Annotated in this window: 10 protein-coding genes and 3 pseudogenes; all 13 read right to left on the bottom strand. The window is 49.3% G+C overall.

All coding sequences use genetic code 11. The features are described from left to right. Nucleotides 1-92: 92 nt before the first annotated feature. Nucleotides 93-1,511 (bottom strand): argininosuccinate lyase, encoded by a 1,419-nt coding sequence (gene argH, locus BBG47_RS19105; protein WP_065293026.1) that lies wholly within the window; start codon nucleotides 1,509-1,511, stop codon nucleotides 93-95. Nucleotides 1,512-1,531: 20 nt separating this feature from the next. Further along, complete coding sequence (locus BBG47_RS19100; RefSeq protein WP_065293025.1) at nucleotides 1,532-2,797, bottom strand: argininosuccinate synthase; 1,266 nt, start codon at nucleotides 2,795-2,797, stop codon at nucleotides 1,532-1,534. A gap of 41 nt (nucleotides 2,798-2,838) precedes the next feature. Continuing rightward, nucleotides 2,839-3,792 (bottom strand): ornithine carbamoyltransferase, encoded by a 954-nt coding sequence (argF, locus tag BBG47_RS19095; RefSeq protein WP_065293024.1) that lies wholly within the window; start codon nucleotides 3,790-3,792, stop codon nucleotides 2,839-2,841. Between the two features lie 65 nt (nucleotides 3,793-3,857). Beyond that, nucleotides 3,858-5,069 (bottom strand): acetylornithine transaminase, encoded by a 1,212-nt coding sequence (locus BBG47_RS19090; RefSeq protein ID WP_065293037.1) that lies wholly within the window; start codon nucleotides 5,067-5,069, stop codon nucleotides 3,858-3,860. A 109-nt stretch (nucleotides 5,070-5,178) separates the two neighbouring features. Further along, nucleotides 5,179-6,015, bottom strand: coding sequence for an acetylglutamate kinase (gene argB / locus BBG47_RS19085; RefSeq protein WP_065293023.1), 837 nt, complete (start codon nucleotides 6,013-6,015; stop codon nucleotides 5,179-5,181). Between the two features lie 192 nt (nucleotides 6,016-6,207). Further along, the gene (argJ, locus tag BBG47_RS19080; protein ID WP_065293022.1) at nucleotides 6,208-7,455 is read right to left on the bottom strand and encodes a bifunctional glutamate N-acetyltransferase/amino-acid acetyltransferase ArgJ; all 1,248 of its coding nucleotides are present in this window, start codon (nucleotides 7,453-7,455) and stop codon (nucleotides 6,208-6,210) included. A gap of 79 nt (nucleotides 7,456-7,534) precedes the next feature. Next, the gene (gene argC, locus BBG47_RS19075) at nucleotides 7,535-8,596 is read right to left on the bottom strand and encodes an N-acetyl-gamma-glutamyl-phosphate reductase (protein WP_065293021.1); all 1,062 of its coding nucleotides are present in this window, start codon (nucleotides 8,594-8,596) and stop codon (nucleotides 7,535-7,537) included. A 470-nt stretch (nucleotides 8,597-9,066) separates the two neighbouring features. After that, nucleotides 9,067-9,984: a YitT family protein gene (locus tag BBG47_RS19070; protein ID WP_065293020.1), complete on the bottom strand. Its 918-nt coding sequence runs from the start codon at nucleotides 9,982-9,984 to the stop codon at nucleotides 9,067-9,069. A gap of 338 nt (nucleotides 9,985-10,322) precedes the next feature. After that, nucleotides 10,323-11,440: pseudogene (gene prfB, locus BBG47_RS19065) on the bottom strand (peptide chain release factor 2). A gap of 221 nt (nucleotides 11,441-11,661) precedes the next feature. After that, nucleotides 11,662-14,173 (bottom strand): annotated as a pseudogene (gene secA, locus BBG47_RS19060) (preprotein translocase subunit SecA). A gap of 411 nt (nucleotides 14,174-14,584) precedes the next feature. Then, on the bottom strand, nucleotides 14,585-15,136 hold the full coding sequence (gene hpf / locus BBG47_RS19055; RefSeq protein WP_021257112.1) for a ribosome hibernation-promoting factor, HPF/YfiA family: 552 nt from the start codon (nucleotides 15,134-15,136) through the stop codon (nucleotides 14,585-14,587). 380 nt (nucleotides 15,137-15,516) lie between these two features. Next, nucleotides 15,517-15,714, bottom strand: a complete 198-nt coding sequence (locus BBG47_RS19050; protein ID WP_021257113.1) for a cold shock domain-containing protein — start codon at nucleotides 15,712-15,714, stop codon at nucleotides 15,517-15,519. 235 nt (nucleotides 15,715-15,949) lie between these two features. Then, a pseudogene (locus BBG47_RS30400) lies at nucleotides 15,950-16,219 on the bottom strand (hypothetical protein); the annotation flags it as partial.

Raw genomic sequence — 16,219 nt, 5'->3', positions numbered from 1 at the left:
GATAAGTTGAATTACATGATTTCATGTCGATGCTGAATACTATCGCTGATCATCCTATCCAACAGAAATCAGCCTGCCGTCAACTCTTCCCCTTATGCTAGCTTGATCCCACCGTTGGCTTCAATCCAGAGCGCCTTCTGTGCCAACGCTTGTTCTGCCCGCCCAATGGCGGCCTCCACCTGCACCGTTGCTGTTCCGCCGTATACGTTGCGTGCATTGACAACCTGCTCAGGTTGAAGGACAGCATAGATACGATCATCGAACAGTTCAGAGAATTGCTTAAACTCCTCCAGAGTCAGATCAAGCAGGTATTTGTTCTGTTCAATACAGTACAGCACCGTCTTGCCGATAACTTCATGCGCCTGACGGAATGGCAGTCCCTTGCCAACGAGGAAATCTGCAATGTCAGTTGCGTTAGAGAAGTCCTGACGCACTGCCTCCCGCATGCGGCTGCGATTCACCTTCATCGTAGCGATCATCGGTGCAAATAAGCGCAGTGCTCCGTCCAGCGTATGCACAGTGTCGAACATGCCTTCCTTGTCTTCCTGCATATCCTTGTTATAGGCTAGCGGCAGTGCCTTGAGTACCGTCAGCATGCCCACGAGATTACCGTATACCCGCCCTGTCTTTCCACGAACTAGTTCCGCGACGTCTGGATTTTTCTTCTGTGGCATAATACTGGAACCCGTGCAAAACGCATCGTCCAGCTCCACGAATTGAAATTCAGTGCTTGACCAGAGCACAAGCTCCTCACACAAGCGGGACAAGTGCATCATAATCAGGGAAGCGTTCGACAGGAATTCCACGATGAAATCCCGATCGCTCACTGCATCAAGACTGTTCTCATATACGCGGCTGAAGCCAAGCTGCTTCGCGGTGTAATGACGATCAATCGCAAATGTCGTCCCCGCGAGCGCACCCGCTCCAAGTGGAAGCATATCAATGCGCTTATAGCTGTCCGTCAAACGCTCGATATCGCGCTCGAACATTGCGACATACGCCATCAAATGATGAGCGAATAGAATCGGCTGTGCACGCTGCAAATGCGTATAGCCAGGCACGATTGTCTCTACGTTCTCCTTCGCCTGCGCAATAAGTGCTTCCTGCAGCTGCACAAGCAGCTCAACAAAGGTGACCACACGCTTGCGCAAGTACAAGTGCATATCGGTCGCCACTTGGTCGTTGCGGCTGCGTCCAGTATGCAGCTTGCCGCCCACCGGGCCAACAAGCTCAATGAGCGCTTTTTCAATATTCATGTGAATGTCCTCATCGGATACGGAGTAATCCAGCTCCCCACGGCGGATCATACTCGCGACCTGATGAAGTCCATCCGTAATCTGATCTACATCCTCCTGCGGCAATATACCGCAAGCCCCCAGCATCGCCACGTGAGCAAGGCTGCCATGTATATCCTCTTCTGCCATTGCTTTATCGAATGTAATCGAAGCTGTATATTGTTCAACGAGTTGATCCGTCTGTTTCGTAAACCGACCGCCCCATAGTTTGCTCACGCTGCTCTCCCCTTCCTGTGTTACACGCCCGCTTCTTGCAAGGAAGCCCCATGGACCTTCGTACCATGCACGCCGGCAGCGACCTTAAGACGCAAGGCATTCAAATGAATAAAGCCTGTTGCATCATTTTGATCGTATGCCTGAGATGGGTCTGCCTCCATCGTTGCGATATCTGGATTGTATAGACTCACCGGACTCTGTACGCCAGCGCCCATCACATTTCCCTTGTACAGCTTAAGCCGTACGCTACCCGTCACATGCTTCTGACTTTCGTTGACGAGTGCTTGAATCGCAAGCCGCTCCGGTGCGAACCAGAACCCATTGTATACTGCAGCACTGTACTTCGGAATAAGCGAGTCACGGATATGCATTACTTCGCGATCCATCGTCAACGATTCCATGATGCGGTGTGCCGTAAATAGAATCGTACCGCCCGGTGTCTCATAGACGCCGCGGCTCTTCATGCCGACGAAGCGGTTCTCTACCATATCGACACGACCAATGCCGTGCTTGCCGCCAAGCTCATTCAATGTCTCCATTACCTGCAGAGGGGAGAGCGCCTCTCCGTTAACCGCAGTACAATTACCTTGCTCAAATGTTAATTCGATGAGTTCAGACTCATTCGGCGCATCCTCTGGGGAGACACTCAGCACGTACATGCCTTTATTCCAATCTGCTGTTGCGTCAAACCAAGGATCCTCCAGCATGCCGCTCTCGAAGCTAATGTGGAGCAGATTGCGGTCCATCGAGTATGGTTTGGCCGCAGAAGCCTGCACCGGAATCCCATGCTTCTCCGCATAGGCGATCATCTCAGCGCGTCCTGGGAAGTCAGCGCGGAATTGCTCCGAGCGCCAAGGCGCGATGACTTGAATGTCCGGTGCCAGCGCCGCTGCCGTCAGTTCAAAGCGGACTTGGTCATTCCCTTTGCCAGTTGCACCATGCGCAATCGCCGTTGCGCCTTCCATACGAGCAATCTCAATCATCCGCTTCGCAATGAGCGGACGCGCAATGCTTGTGCCGAGCAGATATTGCCCTTCATACAGCGCACCTGCCTGGAACATTGGGAAGATGAAGTCCTGCGCAAACTCTGCGCGCAAATCGTCAATGTAGACTTTGGATGCACCTGTTGCGATTGCCTTTTCTTCAAGGCCGTCCAGTTCTTCCTTCTGTCCAATGTCCGCGGTAAACGTAATGATCTCTGCGTCATAGGTTTCCTTTAGCCATGTTAGAATGACGGATGTATCTAAGCCGCCTGAATAGGCCAGCACAATTTTGTTCTTTGCCACGATGACTCCCCCGTTCAATATGCTTCAATATGCTGTAGAGGCTACTCTCCCATCAAGGAAGCCATGATCGCCTTCTGCGCATGCAGACGATTCTCCGCTTGATCGAAAATAACAGAGTGGCCTCCATCAATAACACCTTCACTGACTTCTTCACCACGATGTGCAGGCAAGCAGTGCAGGAATATATAATCAGGCTTCGCATATCGAGCTAATTCTTCATTCACTTGGAAGTTGCGGAATGCTTGCTCACGCTTCAACTGTTCCGCCTCGAACCCCATGCTTGCCCATACGTCTGTATAGACCACATCGGCGTTCGCGATTGCTTCCTTCGGATCACTCGTAATGAGCACTTGAGATCCTGACTGCTGCGCCTGCTCGCGGCTTTGCTTCACAATGCCTTCATCCGGCATATATCCTTCGGGCGATGCGACAGCGACATGTATCCCCAGCTTGCTTGCTCCCATCAGCAGTGAATTCGCCATATTATTGCCATCCCCGATATAGGCCAGCTTCAAGCCTTGCAGCGTTCCTTTTTTCTCATATATCGTCTGGAAATCGGCCAGCGCTTGGCATGGATGATTCATATCCGTCAATCCATTAATAACCGGTATGGTAGCGCCGCGCGCCAAATCTATGACCGTGCGATGGGCAAACGTTCGGATCATAATGCCATCCACGTAGCGAGACAGCACCTGGGCGGTATCCCATATTGGCTCCCCGCGGCCAATTTGCAGATCATTTTTACTCAAAAACAATGCCTGGCCGCCGAGCTGGTACATCCCTACTTCGAATGATACACGCGTGCGGGTGGATGACTTCTCGAAGATCATGCCGAGTGTCTTCCCCTTCAGCGGCTGATACACCTCGCCTGCCTTCTGCTTCCGCTTCAGCTCAATCGCGAGATCGATCAAGTATTGCAATTCTTCCATCGTATAGTCAGCGAGCGCAATAAAATCGCGTCCGCGCAAATCAATAGTAGATGCTGTTGTTGCCATCAAGGCCACCTCCGTATATAGTCGCTGTCTTCCCATCCGATCTGTGCACACGCTCCGATTGCCATCTATGCCGTAGCAACAACCTCTGAACGCTTCACTAATACATCGTGGATAATTGCCACAGCCTCTTCGATTTCTTCGTCAGTTACGAACAGATTCGGAAGCAAACGAATCACATTCGGACCAGCGCTAATGAATAGCAAGCCTACCTGCTGTGCCTCCTTAATCACATCCGCCACAGGTTCCGCGCACTCGATACCAACAAGAAGCCCGAGACCTCGTATATCCTTCACTAGCGGTACATCGCTCAACTTCACCCGGAGCGCATTAAGCAAGGTCGTCCCCTTCTCCGCCGCCCGCTGCGCAGCCTTCTCTTCCAGCATCGTCTCCAGTGTGCCTACTACAGCTGACATCGCGAGCGGGTTGCCGCCGAAGGTCGAGCCATGTGTGCCCGGACTGAACGCTGCCCGCAGATATTCCTGCGCCAGCATAGCTCCTACTGGGAAGCCGCTCCCGAGCCCCTTGGCCACGGTAAAGATATCCGGCTGAAGGCCGTAATGCTCATGTGCGAACAATGCTCCTGTACGCCCCATTCCCGTTTGTACTTCATCCACGATGAGAAGAAGCCCGTGCTCCTTGCACAATGCCGCTACTTCTTGGGCGAATGATGCCTTGATCGGAAAGACACCGCCTTCTGCCTGCACGATTTCAAGCATGATCGCTGCGGTATTGTCCGTTATCGCAGCTTTCAGCGCTTCACTATCGTTAAACGGTACATAACGAAATCCTGCTGGCAGCGGAGCGAATCCATCCTTGACCTTATCTTGACCAGTTGCTGTCAGCGTCGCCAACGTGCGCCCGTGGAAGGATTGATGGAACGAAATGATTTCCGTCCGCCCTGTCTTAGCAACTGCTGCATGATAGCGTCGCGCCAGCTTAATAGCTGCCTCGTTCGCTTCCGCTCCACTATTGCAGAAGAATACAGCATCTGCACATGTATTTGCGGTCAGCAGTTCCGCCGCTTGCTCCTGCTGTGGGATATGGAACAGATTCGAAGCGTGCCATAACGTATCCAGCTGCTCTTGTACACGCGCCTTGACCCGCCCCGGCACATGTCCCAAGTTCGTTACGGCTATGCCGCTCATGAAATCCAAGTAGCATTTCCCCTCATTGTCCCATACGCGGCTTCCTTGCCCCTTGACCAGTGCAATTGGATAGCGGGCATACGTTGGGAACAAAGCGCTAGCTTCCTTCCCGGCATCTATATTCTTCGTCATCGTCTCCACCCCTTCGTTCAGTCTGTTACTCTGTTCACAGCCTCTCAGCTGCGGCATTCTGCTATCTAAACATCCTACTTTTCGATTATTCCATGTCTTAATAGGTCGCCTATGACCTAACAATTCGTGTTCCGATCGCTTCCCCGGCCATCAATCGGCGCAGTACATTTGGTTCAGATCCGTCAGCAATAACAACCTCTTGCACGCCGCCCTCCAGACATTTCATCGCAGCCTGCACCTTCGGGATCATCCCTCCGTAAATATCGCCACTCTCGATCATCGCCTCAACTTCCTCAGTCGTCACAACGGGAAGTACAACTTTCCCTTCTGGGCCGTTCCTCATAATGCCGGGTACATCCGTTACCACAATAAGCTGTTCCGATCCGAGATAAGCCGCTACAGCACCTGCTGCAGTATCAGCATTGATGTTATAGCGTTGGCCTGCATGATCCAGTCCAACTGGCGCAATGACAGGCATATGATTCATGTCAACCAATCCAGCCAGCAAGGAGGCATTGACATGGGTCACATCTCCGACAAAGCCTACTTGTGCCGTGTTAGGTACCGGCTCCGCCTGAATGAGTCCACCATCTGTTCCCGACAACCCAATCGCCTTAGCCCCTACTTGTGTAAGGCGCCGTACGATTTGCTTGTTGATCTGTCCGGCAAGGACCATTTCGACGACGTCAAGCACGGCTTCATCGGTCTTACGAAGCCCGCCGATGAATTCGGACTCGATGCCGAGCTTATCCAGCATGCCTGATATCGCAGGACCACCGCCATGCACGATTACAGGAACTGTACCTTCCTCCTGAAGCTGATGAAGCTGTTCATAGAACGAATTCGGCAATGCTGCCAAGGTGCTTCCTCCGCACTTCATGACGAACAGCTTTACAGCTGTAGCCGCCGATGACTGCTCTATGCCCTGAGTTTCTGTCGTTGCCATACTCCCACGCTGCTCCTTCCCACTCTTGCTTTATACTGCTTAATAAAACTTCACACTTGCTTGCAGCTATCTAGCCTCTCCGATGTCTCTCTCCTATACCTATCCCTATCGGTACTATAATGGGTACGTAAGCCGCATCGCTGCTATTGTTGATCAGCTGCAGCTCTCGACTCCCATTTGCTTTGCTTTGCTCTATGTCCGGTACGCCGCATTAATGCGCACGTAATCATATGTCAAGTCACAACCCCATGCCTTGGATTCGCCAGCTCCCATATGTAAATCAACGTGGAAGATGACTGTATCTCCCTTCAAATAGGCAAGCGCCGCCTCTTCATCAAATGCAACCGGTGTTGACTGCTGAAGCACAGTGATTGGCCCCATATGAATATCCACCGTATCGGGATTAACCGGCTGCCCCGCATAACCCACAGCTGCTATAACCCGGCCCCAGTTCGCATCTGCACCAAATACAGCTGATTTCACAAGGCTTGATCCAACAATCGACTTGGCAATCGCAGATGCCGCCTCATCTGATACAGCTCCAGTGACACGCACCTCAATCAGCTTCGTCGCTCCTTCTCCATCGCGAGCGATTGCTTTAGCAAGCTGTTCACACACATAGTGGAATGCTGCTGCGAACGCTTGCCATGCTTCATGCTGCTCATGGAGAGGTTCATTGCCTGCCATGCCACTCGCCAGTGCGATAAGCATATCGTTCGTGCTCGTATCTCCATCCACCGTTATCATATTGAATGTCTTGTTCGTTGTGGAACGAAGCAAGCCTGCCAGGGCCTCTTGGCCGATTGATGCATCAGTCGTTACGAATCCAAGCATCGTAGCCATGTTCGGATGAATCATTCCCGAGCCCTTGGCGCACCCCGCAACCGTAACTTGCTTGCCATCGACCATGACGACCGCACATGCTTCCTTCTTCACCAGATCTGTTGTCAAAATCGCTTGTGAGAACTGCTCCGCACCTTCTCCAAGCTCCGTCAATTTCTTAGGAAGCTCCACGATCCCTCTCTCCACGCAATCCATCTTCAGCGGCTCGCCGATGACTCCTGTGGATGCAACAGCCACGTAATGCGGTGCAATGCCAAGCTGCTCTGCAAATGCACTGCGCATCCGGTAAGCATCCGCTTCCCCTTGCTTGCCTGTGCAGGCATTCGCATTTCCACTGTTCACAATAATGGCTTGCAGCTTGCCCTCTTCCTTCAAACTTGCACGCGTTACGGCAAGAGGCGCTGCTTGGAATACATTCGTTGTATACACGGCAGCTGCTGCAGCAGGAACGTCGCATACGATAGCTCCCAAATCATTGCGTTCGGATTTCTTCAAGCCACAATACAGCCCGCTGGCCCGAAATCCTTGAGGTGTTGTTACTGATCCATCGATAATGTTAAATAATTGCACCTTTGTGCTCAGAGCTTGCGTTTGCATCCCTATCAACCTTCTTCTTTATCAAAGTCGTACATCTTTTTCATTGGTTAGCTTCATGCTATCCGTATTTATGTTCACGTTACGGGTACACCGGTGTGAGCATCAGTCCCGTCGCCTCGTCCCATCCCATCATATGATTCAAATTCTGTATCGCTTGGCCTGCCGCGCCCTTGACGACATTGTCGATAACGGAAATAATGGTTACCCGCTTCGTTCTCCGATCTACGGCAAAACCGATATCACAGAAGTTCGATCCGAACACTTCCTTCGTTGCCGGCCACTGCCCTTGTGGACGAATGCGAACGAATCGCCGTCCTGCATAATACTCTTGATAGAGAGATATAAAGTCCTCTTCGATGTATGTCCCTGCAAGCGTCGCATACATCGTGCACATAATGCCGCGAGTCATCGGCGTCAAGTGCGTGGTGAACGTCACCGTAACCGGCTGCTGTGCAACCTCGCTAAGAACCTGCTCGATTTCCGGGATATGCTGATGCTTGTTAACTTTGTAGGCCTTGAAGTTTTCATTAATCTCCGCATAATGAACGCCTAAGTTTACGCCTCGACCAGCTCCGGATACGCCAGATTTCGCGTCAATAATGAGACTGTCAGGTTGAATCCATCCTGCTTGCAGTGCTGGAATGAGTCCGAGCAGCGTTGCCGTTGGGTAGCAGCCTGGATTGGAAATGAACTTACGCCCTGCTGCATATCCACGCTCCGGGTACAACTCACACAAGCCGTACTTGGCTTCCGCTAGCCACTCTTCGGGTGGAGCAGCGTGCTTATACCACGTCGTATATAGCTCGCCATCCTTAATGCGGAAGTCCCCGGACAAATCGATAACGGCGAGTCCTGCCTCCAGCAGCTTCGGCACCAGCTGTCCGCTCACGCCGGAAGGAGTTGCTGTAAACACAACGTCTGCCTTCCTTCGCATCTCTTCCACATCCACCCCGTCCAACGTATCGCACATCACTTCATGCAAATGCGGATATCCGTCTGCAATGGGTGCTCCTGCGCTCGATGCTGAAATGACTGATGTGATCGTGACATTCGGATGATTCAATAACAGCCGGATAAGTTCGACACCGCCGTAGCCAGTGGAACCAACAATGGCTACTCGTACATGCTTCTCTTGATTCATTCCACTCTCTCCATTCCTCACTACTCTCGTATAAGCTCCTGAACGTATGCTTCGTTGTGATCGGTATAAACTCTGAGGTATTGCTACTGCCCTGAAATAACTGACACGTATAGGAAAATGATTCCTCATGAATAATATGTATCATTATACGACCGTATTTATATAAATACAATGACTTTTCCATGAAATTTCATTTTCTTTACGAAAAAGATAAAAGGATGGATCATGATACTAAGGGGAGATATCGTCCAAAACCCATGCTACATAGGGATAGCGGAGATAAATGATCTGACTTTGCAATGAGGATAACTCGAACGCAAATAAAAAAACGCAGCTCCCTCTACATACATGCGGGGCATGATATGCAGAATAGAACTGCGTTTTATGAATAAAATCGAACAGCTTATGCAACGAATGAATATCTTGTAGACCTTATTAGGCATAAGTGTGACTTGCTCTTCTTGCTCTTTTTACGCTTGCACCTTGAATCCCTCGCCTAATACCTCATTCGTATCACTAATAATGACAAATGCCTGCGAATCCACAGAGCGGACGATCGCCTTCAGCTTATATACTTCGCTCTGACCGACGACGACCATGAGCACGGTGCGTCCTTCGCCCGTGTAGCCACCTTCGCCCTGCAGCTTCGTCAATCCCCGATCAAGATCATGCAGAATCGTATCCGTAATTTTATCGGCTTCATCACTAATAATGAATGCAACCTTCGTATAACCCAAGCCGACTTGAACCACATCGATCGTCTTGCTCGTGACGAACAAAGCGATGAGCGCATACATGGCGTTTTCAAAGGAAAGCATGAATCCGGCAAGCAAAATGATAACCCCGTCACAAATCGCGACAGACAGTGCAATATTGATTTTACCGAAAGTACTCAGCAACTGTGCGGTAATGGCATTGCCTCCGGTAGAGCCACGACCGCGGAATACGATACCTAGACCCAAGCCAATCCCTATTCCACCGAAAATAGCCGCAAGCAGCGGATTATCCGTAGCAGGCCCTAAATGTTGTGTGAGATAGATAAAGGTCGGCAAGGAAACGGAACCTACAAGTGTCCGAATCCCGAACTGCTTGCCTAGCAAGCATACCCCTAAAATGAAGAGCGGTATATTGAATGCATACTGCGTAATTGCAGGGTTCCACCCAAATTGACTCTCCAGCAAGATGGATAGACCCGAAATGCCCCCGGAAGCGATCTTGTTCGGCAGCATTAATGTATTGAACGTAAGCGCCATAATAAAGGCTCCAAGGAAAAGCAGGGCGTAATCCATTACTGCCCGCATGGGATGATCATATGGAAGCAGTAAGCCATTGTTGTTACGCCGAGGTTTCCTCGATTGAGAAATAGATGAATCCGATGTATGGGGCATAATGTCTCTCCTTCGTAATACACAGTATGGTATTGCAGCTATGGTAACGTGGTACTCGGTGGTGTCACATAATTCTCTGCAGTGCTGCCGTTTTGCCAGCGTTGAACCATTTGGCGTTGTTGCAATACTTGGCAGTGCCGTAGTACTTAGCGGAGTCACACTACTTCACAGTATCCCAGAACTCCGCGGTGTCGAATTACTTGGCAAGAAATCTGTATCCTGTGCCATGAACCTATCTTATTATGTGCACTCTCTAGCATGGTAAAGCATTCAAGCACAACAAAAAACCTGCCCCAATCAAAGATCGGCGCAGGTTTTCGCAGTCGGTACCAACATATTTATGCTTCAGATGATGGTTGAATTAAGGTTCTCAAGTACGCGTCAATAAACGTATCCAAGTCGCCGTCCATCACGGCGCCGACATTTCCGGTTTCCACCTGCGTCCGGTGGTCCTTGACCACTGCTGTACGGATGGAATACATAGGAGCGAATTTGGCTTCCCCATGCGATTTCCATCTGATCACCACGGATTTCTGCTAACTGCTTCTGTTGTTCCTCAATCTTGCGCTCATACAACTTGGAACGAAGATGAGTCATGGCACGCTCACGGTTCTTGATCTGCGAACGCTCCGTCTGACATGTCACGACGATGCCCGTTGGAATATGGGTAATCCGAACAGCAGAATCCGTCGTATTGATGTGCTGACCCCCCGCACCGCTCGCACGGTACGTATCAACTTTCAAATCCTCTGTACGGATTTCAATTTCCGCGTCGTCTGTAATCTCAGGCACGACGTCGCAGGATACAAATGAAGTATGTCTCCGGCCAGAGGAATCAAATGGCGAGATACGAACGAGACGATGCACACCCTTCTCCGTCTTCAAATAACCGTAAGCGTTATATCCTTTAACAAGCAGCGTCACGCTCTTAATGCCTGCTTCGTCGCCTGGCAGATAATCCAGTACCTCGACCTTGAAGCCGCGCTTCTCTGCCCAGCGTGTATACATGCGCAGAAGCATTTGGCCCCAGTCTTGAGACTCGGTACCGCCTGCACCTGGATGCAGCTCCAAAATGGCGTTCATTTTATCATAAGGCTCGCTCAGCAGAAGCTGAAGCTCGAAATTCTCAATACTGGCCAGGAGTTGTTCAACATTCGCTGTCAGTTCCTCAGCTAGTGATTCATCGTCTTCTTCCTCTGCCAGCTCGAGCATCATTTCATTGTCGTCATAATCCTGCTTCAGCTTCCCATACTGGTCGACAATGCTCTTGATTGCATTCATCTCAGAGATAAGTCCTTGCGCTTTGTCATTGTCATCCCAGAAGTCCGGTGCAGCCATCTTCTCCTCGAAGTTGGCAATCATCTCTTGCTTCAGATCGAAGTCAAAGAGACCCCCTAAGGTTTGTAAGTTTAGCTGCGATGCTGCGCATATTGTGACGTACACTTGCGTCGATCATCATAATACCACCTCGGCAAAATTGGTTAGGAAGGGAGCAGTGTCGCTTCCTTCTCCCGAACAACGGGCGGCTATACGGCCGCCCGTTCGGGTCTATCATGTGGAGAGCTGCGCATTGGCCTCTATCCACCATGAATATGCTGTTTATACTGTCTATGCAGCGGTGTATATCCGATGCAAGAGTATTCATGACTATAATCGGCATAAAACTCGTTCAACCAATTAGTCTTGCTTACCGTGACATTGCTTATATTTCTTGCCGCTTCCGCAAGGGCACTGGTCGTTGCGGCCAACCACTTCGCCCCTTACAACAGGACGCTTCTCAGCAGGCTCTGCATTCGTAGACATCTTGCTCTCTTCTATGACAGCTTGACGTTCTACATTCTGCTCTACTTGAGCCTTCATAATGTATGTGGACACTTCTTCTTGGATCGAAGCTACCATACTGTTGAACATTTCGTAGCCCTCGAATTGGTATTCGCGCAGCGGATCCGTACCGCCGTACGCACGAAGGTGAATCCCTTGACGCAGATGATCCATCGCATCGATATGATCCATCCACTTGGAGTCTACGGCACGAAGCACGACAACCTTCTCGAATTCACGCACAAGTTCTGGCCCGATGCGCTCTTCGCGTTCTGTATATTTCTCCATAACCTTGCCGAACAGGAATTCCGTAATTTCTTCTTTTTCCTTGCCCCACAGGTCATCCTTCGTAATTGTACCCTCGTCAAGCATTTGACGATGCATGTAGTTCACGACTTCTTCCAGATCCCAGTTCTCTGGGATATCTTCTTCATTACAGTGCGCATCTACGACGCGCTCGATGCATGGCTTGATCATATCCAACACGATTTGGCGGATATTCTCGGAATCAAGCACTTCAAAGCGCTGCTTGTAGATGATACCGCGCTGTTGGTTCATAACGTCATCATACTGAAGGACGACTTTACGCAAGTCGAAGTTGTTGCCTTCTACTCGCTTCTGTGCAGATTCCACAGCACGCGTGATCAGCTTGGACTCGATTGGCTGATCCTCTTCGAATCCGAGACGCTCCATCATGCCAAGCACGTTATCCGCACCGAAGCGGCGCATCAATTCGTCTTCCAAGGACAGATAGAACTGCGAGGAACCTGGATCGCCCTGACGTCCAGCACGTCCACGAAGCTGGTTATCGATACGACGGCTCTCATGGCGCTCTGTACCGATAATGTGCAAGCCGCCTGTTTCCTGTACGCCTTCACCCAAGATAATGTCCGTACCGCGACCCGCCATGTTCGTGGCGATAGTTACTTGGTTCGGTTGACCTGCGCTAGAAATGATATTCGCTTCCTCCGCATGGTACTTCGCATTCAAGACTTGGTGCTTCACACCCTTGCGGCGGAGCATGTCAGACAAGCGCTCCGAGTTCTCGATCGACACAGTACCAACCAAGACTGGCTGACCATTTTTGTGGCGCTTCACGATTTCTTCTACAACCGCATTATATTTCGCATTTTCCGACTTATAGACGACATCCGGAATGTCTTTACGTTGGTTCGGCTTATTCGTCGGCACTTGGATAACTTCCAAGCCATAAATGCTCTTAAATTCTTCTTCCTCTGTCTTCGCTGTACCCGTCATACCAGCAAGCTTGCGATACATACGGAAGTAGTTCTGGAATGTAATTGTTGCGAGCGTCATGCTCTCATTTTGCACCTCAAGGCCTTCTTTCGCCTCGATTGCTTGGTGCAAGCCGTCGCTATAGCGACGGCCAGCCATCATACGGCCTGTGAATTCGTCGACAATAACAATCTCGCCGTCATTTACGACATAGTCAACCATCCAGACGCATAATCGCGTGAGCCTTCAACGCTTGTTGGATATGGTGATTCAACGTTACGTTCTTCACATCGAACAGGTTCTCCACGCCGAGTGCTTTCTCCGCCTTAGCCACACCTGCTTCTGTAAGTGCAACTTGACGCGTCTTCACATCAATCGTATAGTCCTCTTCGCCTTTCAAGCGGCTAACGAACCGGTCTGCAACGAAGTACAGCTCTGTCGACTTAGCAGCTTGTCCAGAAATGATAAGCGGCGTACGCGCTTCGTCAACGAGGATGGAGTCCACTTCATCAATGATTGCGAAATTCAGTGGACGCTGAACCATTTGCTCTTTATAAAGCACCATGTTGTCACGCAGATAGTCGAACCCATACTCGTTGTTCGTACCATACGTAATATCGCACGCATATGCTTCCTGCTTCATGTTGTGGTCCATACCAGAGAGGTTCAAACCAACTGTCATACCCAGGAAATTGTATACTTGAGCCATAATCTCGCTGTCGCGGGATGCCAAGTAATCGTTGACGGTAACGACGTGAACGCCTTTCCCTTCCAACGCATTCAAATATACAGGAAGTGTTCCGACGAGTGTCTTACCTTCCCCTGTCTTCATCTCAGCGATCTTGCCTTCATGAAGCACCATACCACCGAGCAGCTGTACATCATAATGACGCATGCCCAGCGTACGCTTCGCAGCCTCACGCACTGTAGCAAAAGCTTCTGGCAAGAGCTGATCCACTGTGTCGCCCTTTGCAAGACGCTCACGGAATTCTACCGTCTTCGATTGTAATTGTTCATCGGATAATTTCTCGAATTCGGGTTCCAGACCGTTAATTACCTCAACCGTCTTCAAGAGCCGCTTAACTTCGCGTTCGTTGGCATCGCCGAATATTTTCTTTACAAGTCCTAGCATGCTTAACCCCTTTCACGCAAATCCGATCGTGATTTTATGGCCGTTCTCTATCCTTCATTCAAGCTTTTACACAAGAACGGTAACATCGACTCGTTTTGCAATAAATTGTAACAGTTTCAACAGGGTCCCGCAACCGCCGCTGGGCATGTTTTCGGCGATCTTTCATCACATTTTCACACGAATGTAGCGGCATACCGTGGGCTATCCTGCTTACAGCAACAAAAAGAAAATTTACACTATATAAATAGAAGGCTTTTGAAAATGAGATCCAAATCGCACCTTCTGAAAACTCGTACTATTGTATATACGTGAAAAGAGCCCATTCCGTTGTGGAAATAGGCTCAGTCCTTTTTTGGTAATCGGGTGAGCTCTCTGCCCTACATGGCAGCTGAGAACTCAATGTGCCCGTTCTTAGCCTTGTTCAATCAATCCGTAACGACCGTCATCACGGCGATATACAACATTGACTTCCTTGCTCTCCGCATTCGAGAATACGAAGAAGTTATGGCCAATCATATTCATCTGCAGGATTGCTTCTTCTACGTCCATCGGCTTCAGTGTGAATCGCTTCGTCCGTACGACTTCCAGCTCATCCTCTTCCTCCACCGCAACTGGTGCTGCTGTAGACTGTTCACGGAACAACTGCTCTGCCGCCGCACCAACCTGACGGAACTTGCGGTTGGCTTTCGTTTTATGCTTGCGGATCTGCCGTTCCAACTTGTCTACGACGCCATCGATCGATGCATACATGTCCTTGCTTCGATGTTCGGCCCGCAGCAGCAAACCCGGTAATGGAATTGTTACTTCAATACTGTGTACATCCTTAATGACGCTGAGTGTAACGTTAGCGCCTGAAGCAGGGGGAGTTTCAAAATACCGTTCCAGTCGGCTCAATTTCTTCTCGACATAGTCAAGCAGTGCGTCTGTGACTTCAATGTTCTGACCTCGAACTTTATATTCCATATAGCACTCCTCCTTTGGATACCTTTATTATACCATAGCTATGATGGAGGAATCAAAAAAACGGTTACAATCCGTTTACAATTCCGTATCTTTATTTACCCTTATCCTGTGGAGATAAAACGGCTTACATGGTTGTCGATGAGCTGGAATCAGAATATCGGGATAGGTACTGGAAAGTCTTGTTACATCAAGTTACATGTGGTTTCGCTTTACAGCTCATTAAAGCTCATTAAACAGCTATATACAGGATCTTGGACAACCACTGAACATAACAGTAGCAATTCGAAATAACAGACCATGATAAACTAAAAACCCCTGGCATCAAGCCAGGGGTGTGTAGCTAATCGGAATCATATATAATTCGACTCACGTCGGTATGATTACAGTTTGATTACGTTAGCCGCTTGTGGACCGCGAGCGCCTTCCACGATATCGAATTCTACGGATTGACCTTCTTCCAAAGTCTTGAAACCGTCAGTTTGGATAGCGGAGAAGTGTACGAATACGTCGTTGCCTTCTGCAGTTTCGATGAAGCCATAACCTTTTTCAGCGTTGAACCATTTTACTTTACCTTGCATGTCGATAACATTCCCTTCATCTTCAAATGCCGTGAAGTTTTTATCCTTCACAAGTTCGACTATATCACCGGTTGGAAGCGTTGTCAATGAGATTATTGGAAATTTTCCCTTTATAATTATTAAAAAAAAATCTCATTGTGATAAGCTTTTAAAGCTTAACATTGTCAGTTTATACCAACAAGTCCTTAAATTCTACATTTTGATTTGTCTCTTTATAAAACTTCATCAAATCAAATTAATCAAAATTAAACGATTCAACCTCACTGTCCTTCACCATCGTGGCTAGATGCCCTAATGTATCAAAATGATGTTCCTTGAGAAGCTGTCTAACATGATTCAGGTACTTGGAATTATGCTCAACTTGGCGAGAAATTTTTTGAATAACATTCACCGCGTCGTCTGATGTCAAACCTTTATTATATCCTGCTATACCGATCATAAAAATTTTAATAATAGAATATAAAACACATATTTGAACATATTCATCAAACACATCATTCTTAGT

This window comes from Paenibacillus sp. KS1, assembly GCF_001680695.1.
Lineage (GTDB): Bacteria > Bacillota > Bacilli > Paenibacillales > Paenibacillaceae > Paenibacillus_B > Paenibacillus_B suaedae.
This window is presented reverse-complemented; position numbering and strand designations above follow the sequence as displayed.

What these genes read in the sequence shown, in the direction of transcription:
- argC (WP_065293021.1), bottom strand. Translation starts at nt 8,596, where the DNA reads ATGAATCAAGAGAAGCATGTACGAGTAGCCATTGTTGGTTCCACTGGC.
- argB (WP_065293023.1), bottom strand. Translation starts at nt 6,015, where the DNA reads ATGGCAACGACAGAAACTCAGGGCATAGAGCAGTCATCGGCGGCTACA.
- hpf (WP_021257112.1), bottom strand. Translation starts at nt 15,136, where the DNA reads ATGGAATATAAAGTTCGAGGTCAGAACATTGAAGTCACAGACGCACTG.
- BBG47_RS19090 (WP_065293037.1), bottom strand. Translation starts at nt 5,069, where the DNA reads ATGACGAAGAATATAGATGCCGGGAAGGAAGCTAGCGCTTTGTTCCCA.
- BBG47_RS19070 (WP_065293020.1), bottom strand. Translation starts at nt 9,984, where the DNA reads ATGCCCCATACATCGGATTCATCTATTTCTCAATCGAGGAAACCTCGG.
- BBG47_RS19050 (WP_021257113.1), bottom strand. Translation starts at nt 15,714, where the DNA reads ATGCAAGGTAAAGTAAAATGGTTCAACGCTGAAAAAGGTTATGGCTTC.
- argF (WP_065293024.1), bottom strand. Translation starts at nt 3,792, where the DNA reads ATGGCAACAACAGCATCTACTATTGATTTGCGCGGACGCGATTTTATT.
- argJ (WP_065293022.1), bottom strand. Translation starts at nt 7,455, where the DNA reads ATGCAAACGCAAGCTCTGAGCACAAAGGTGCAATTATTTAACATTATC.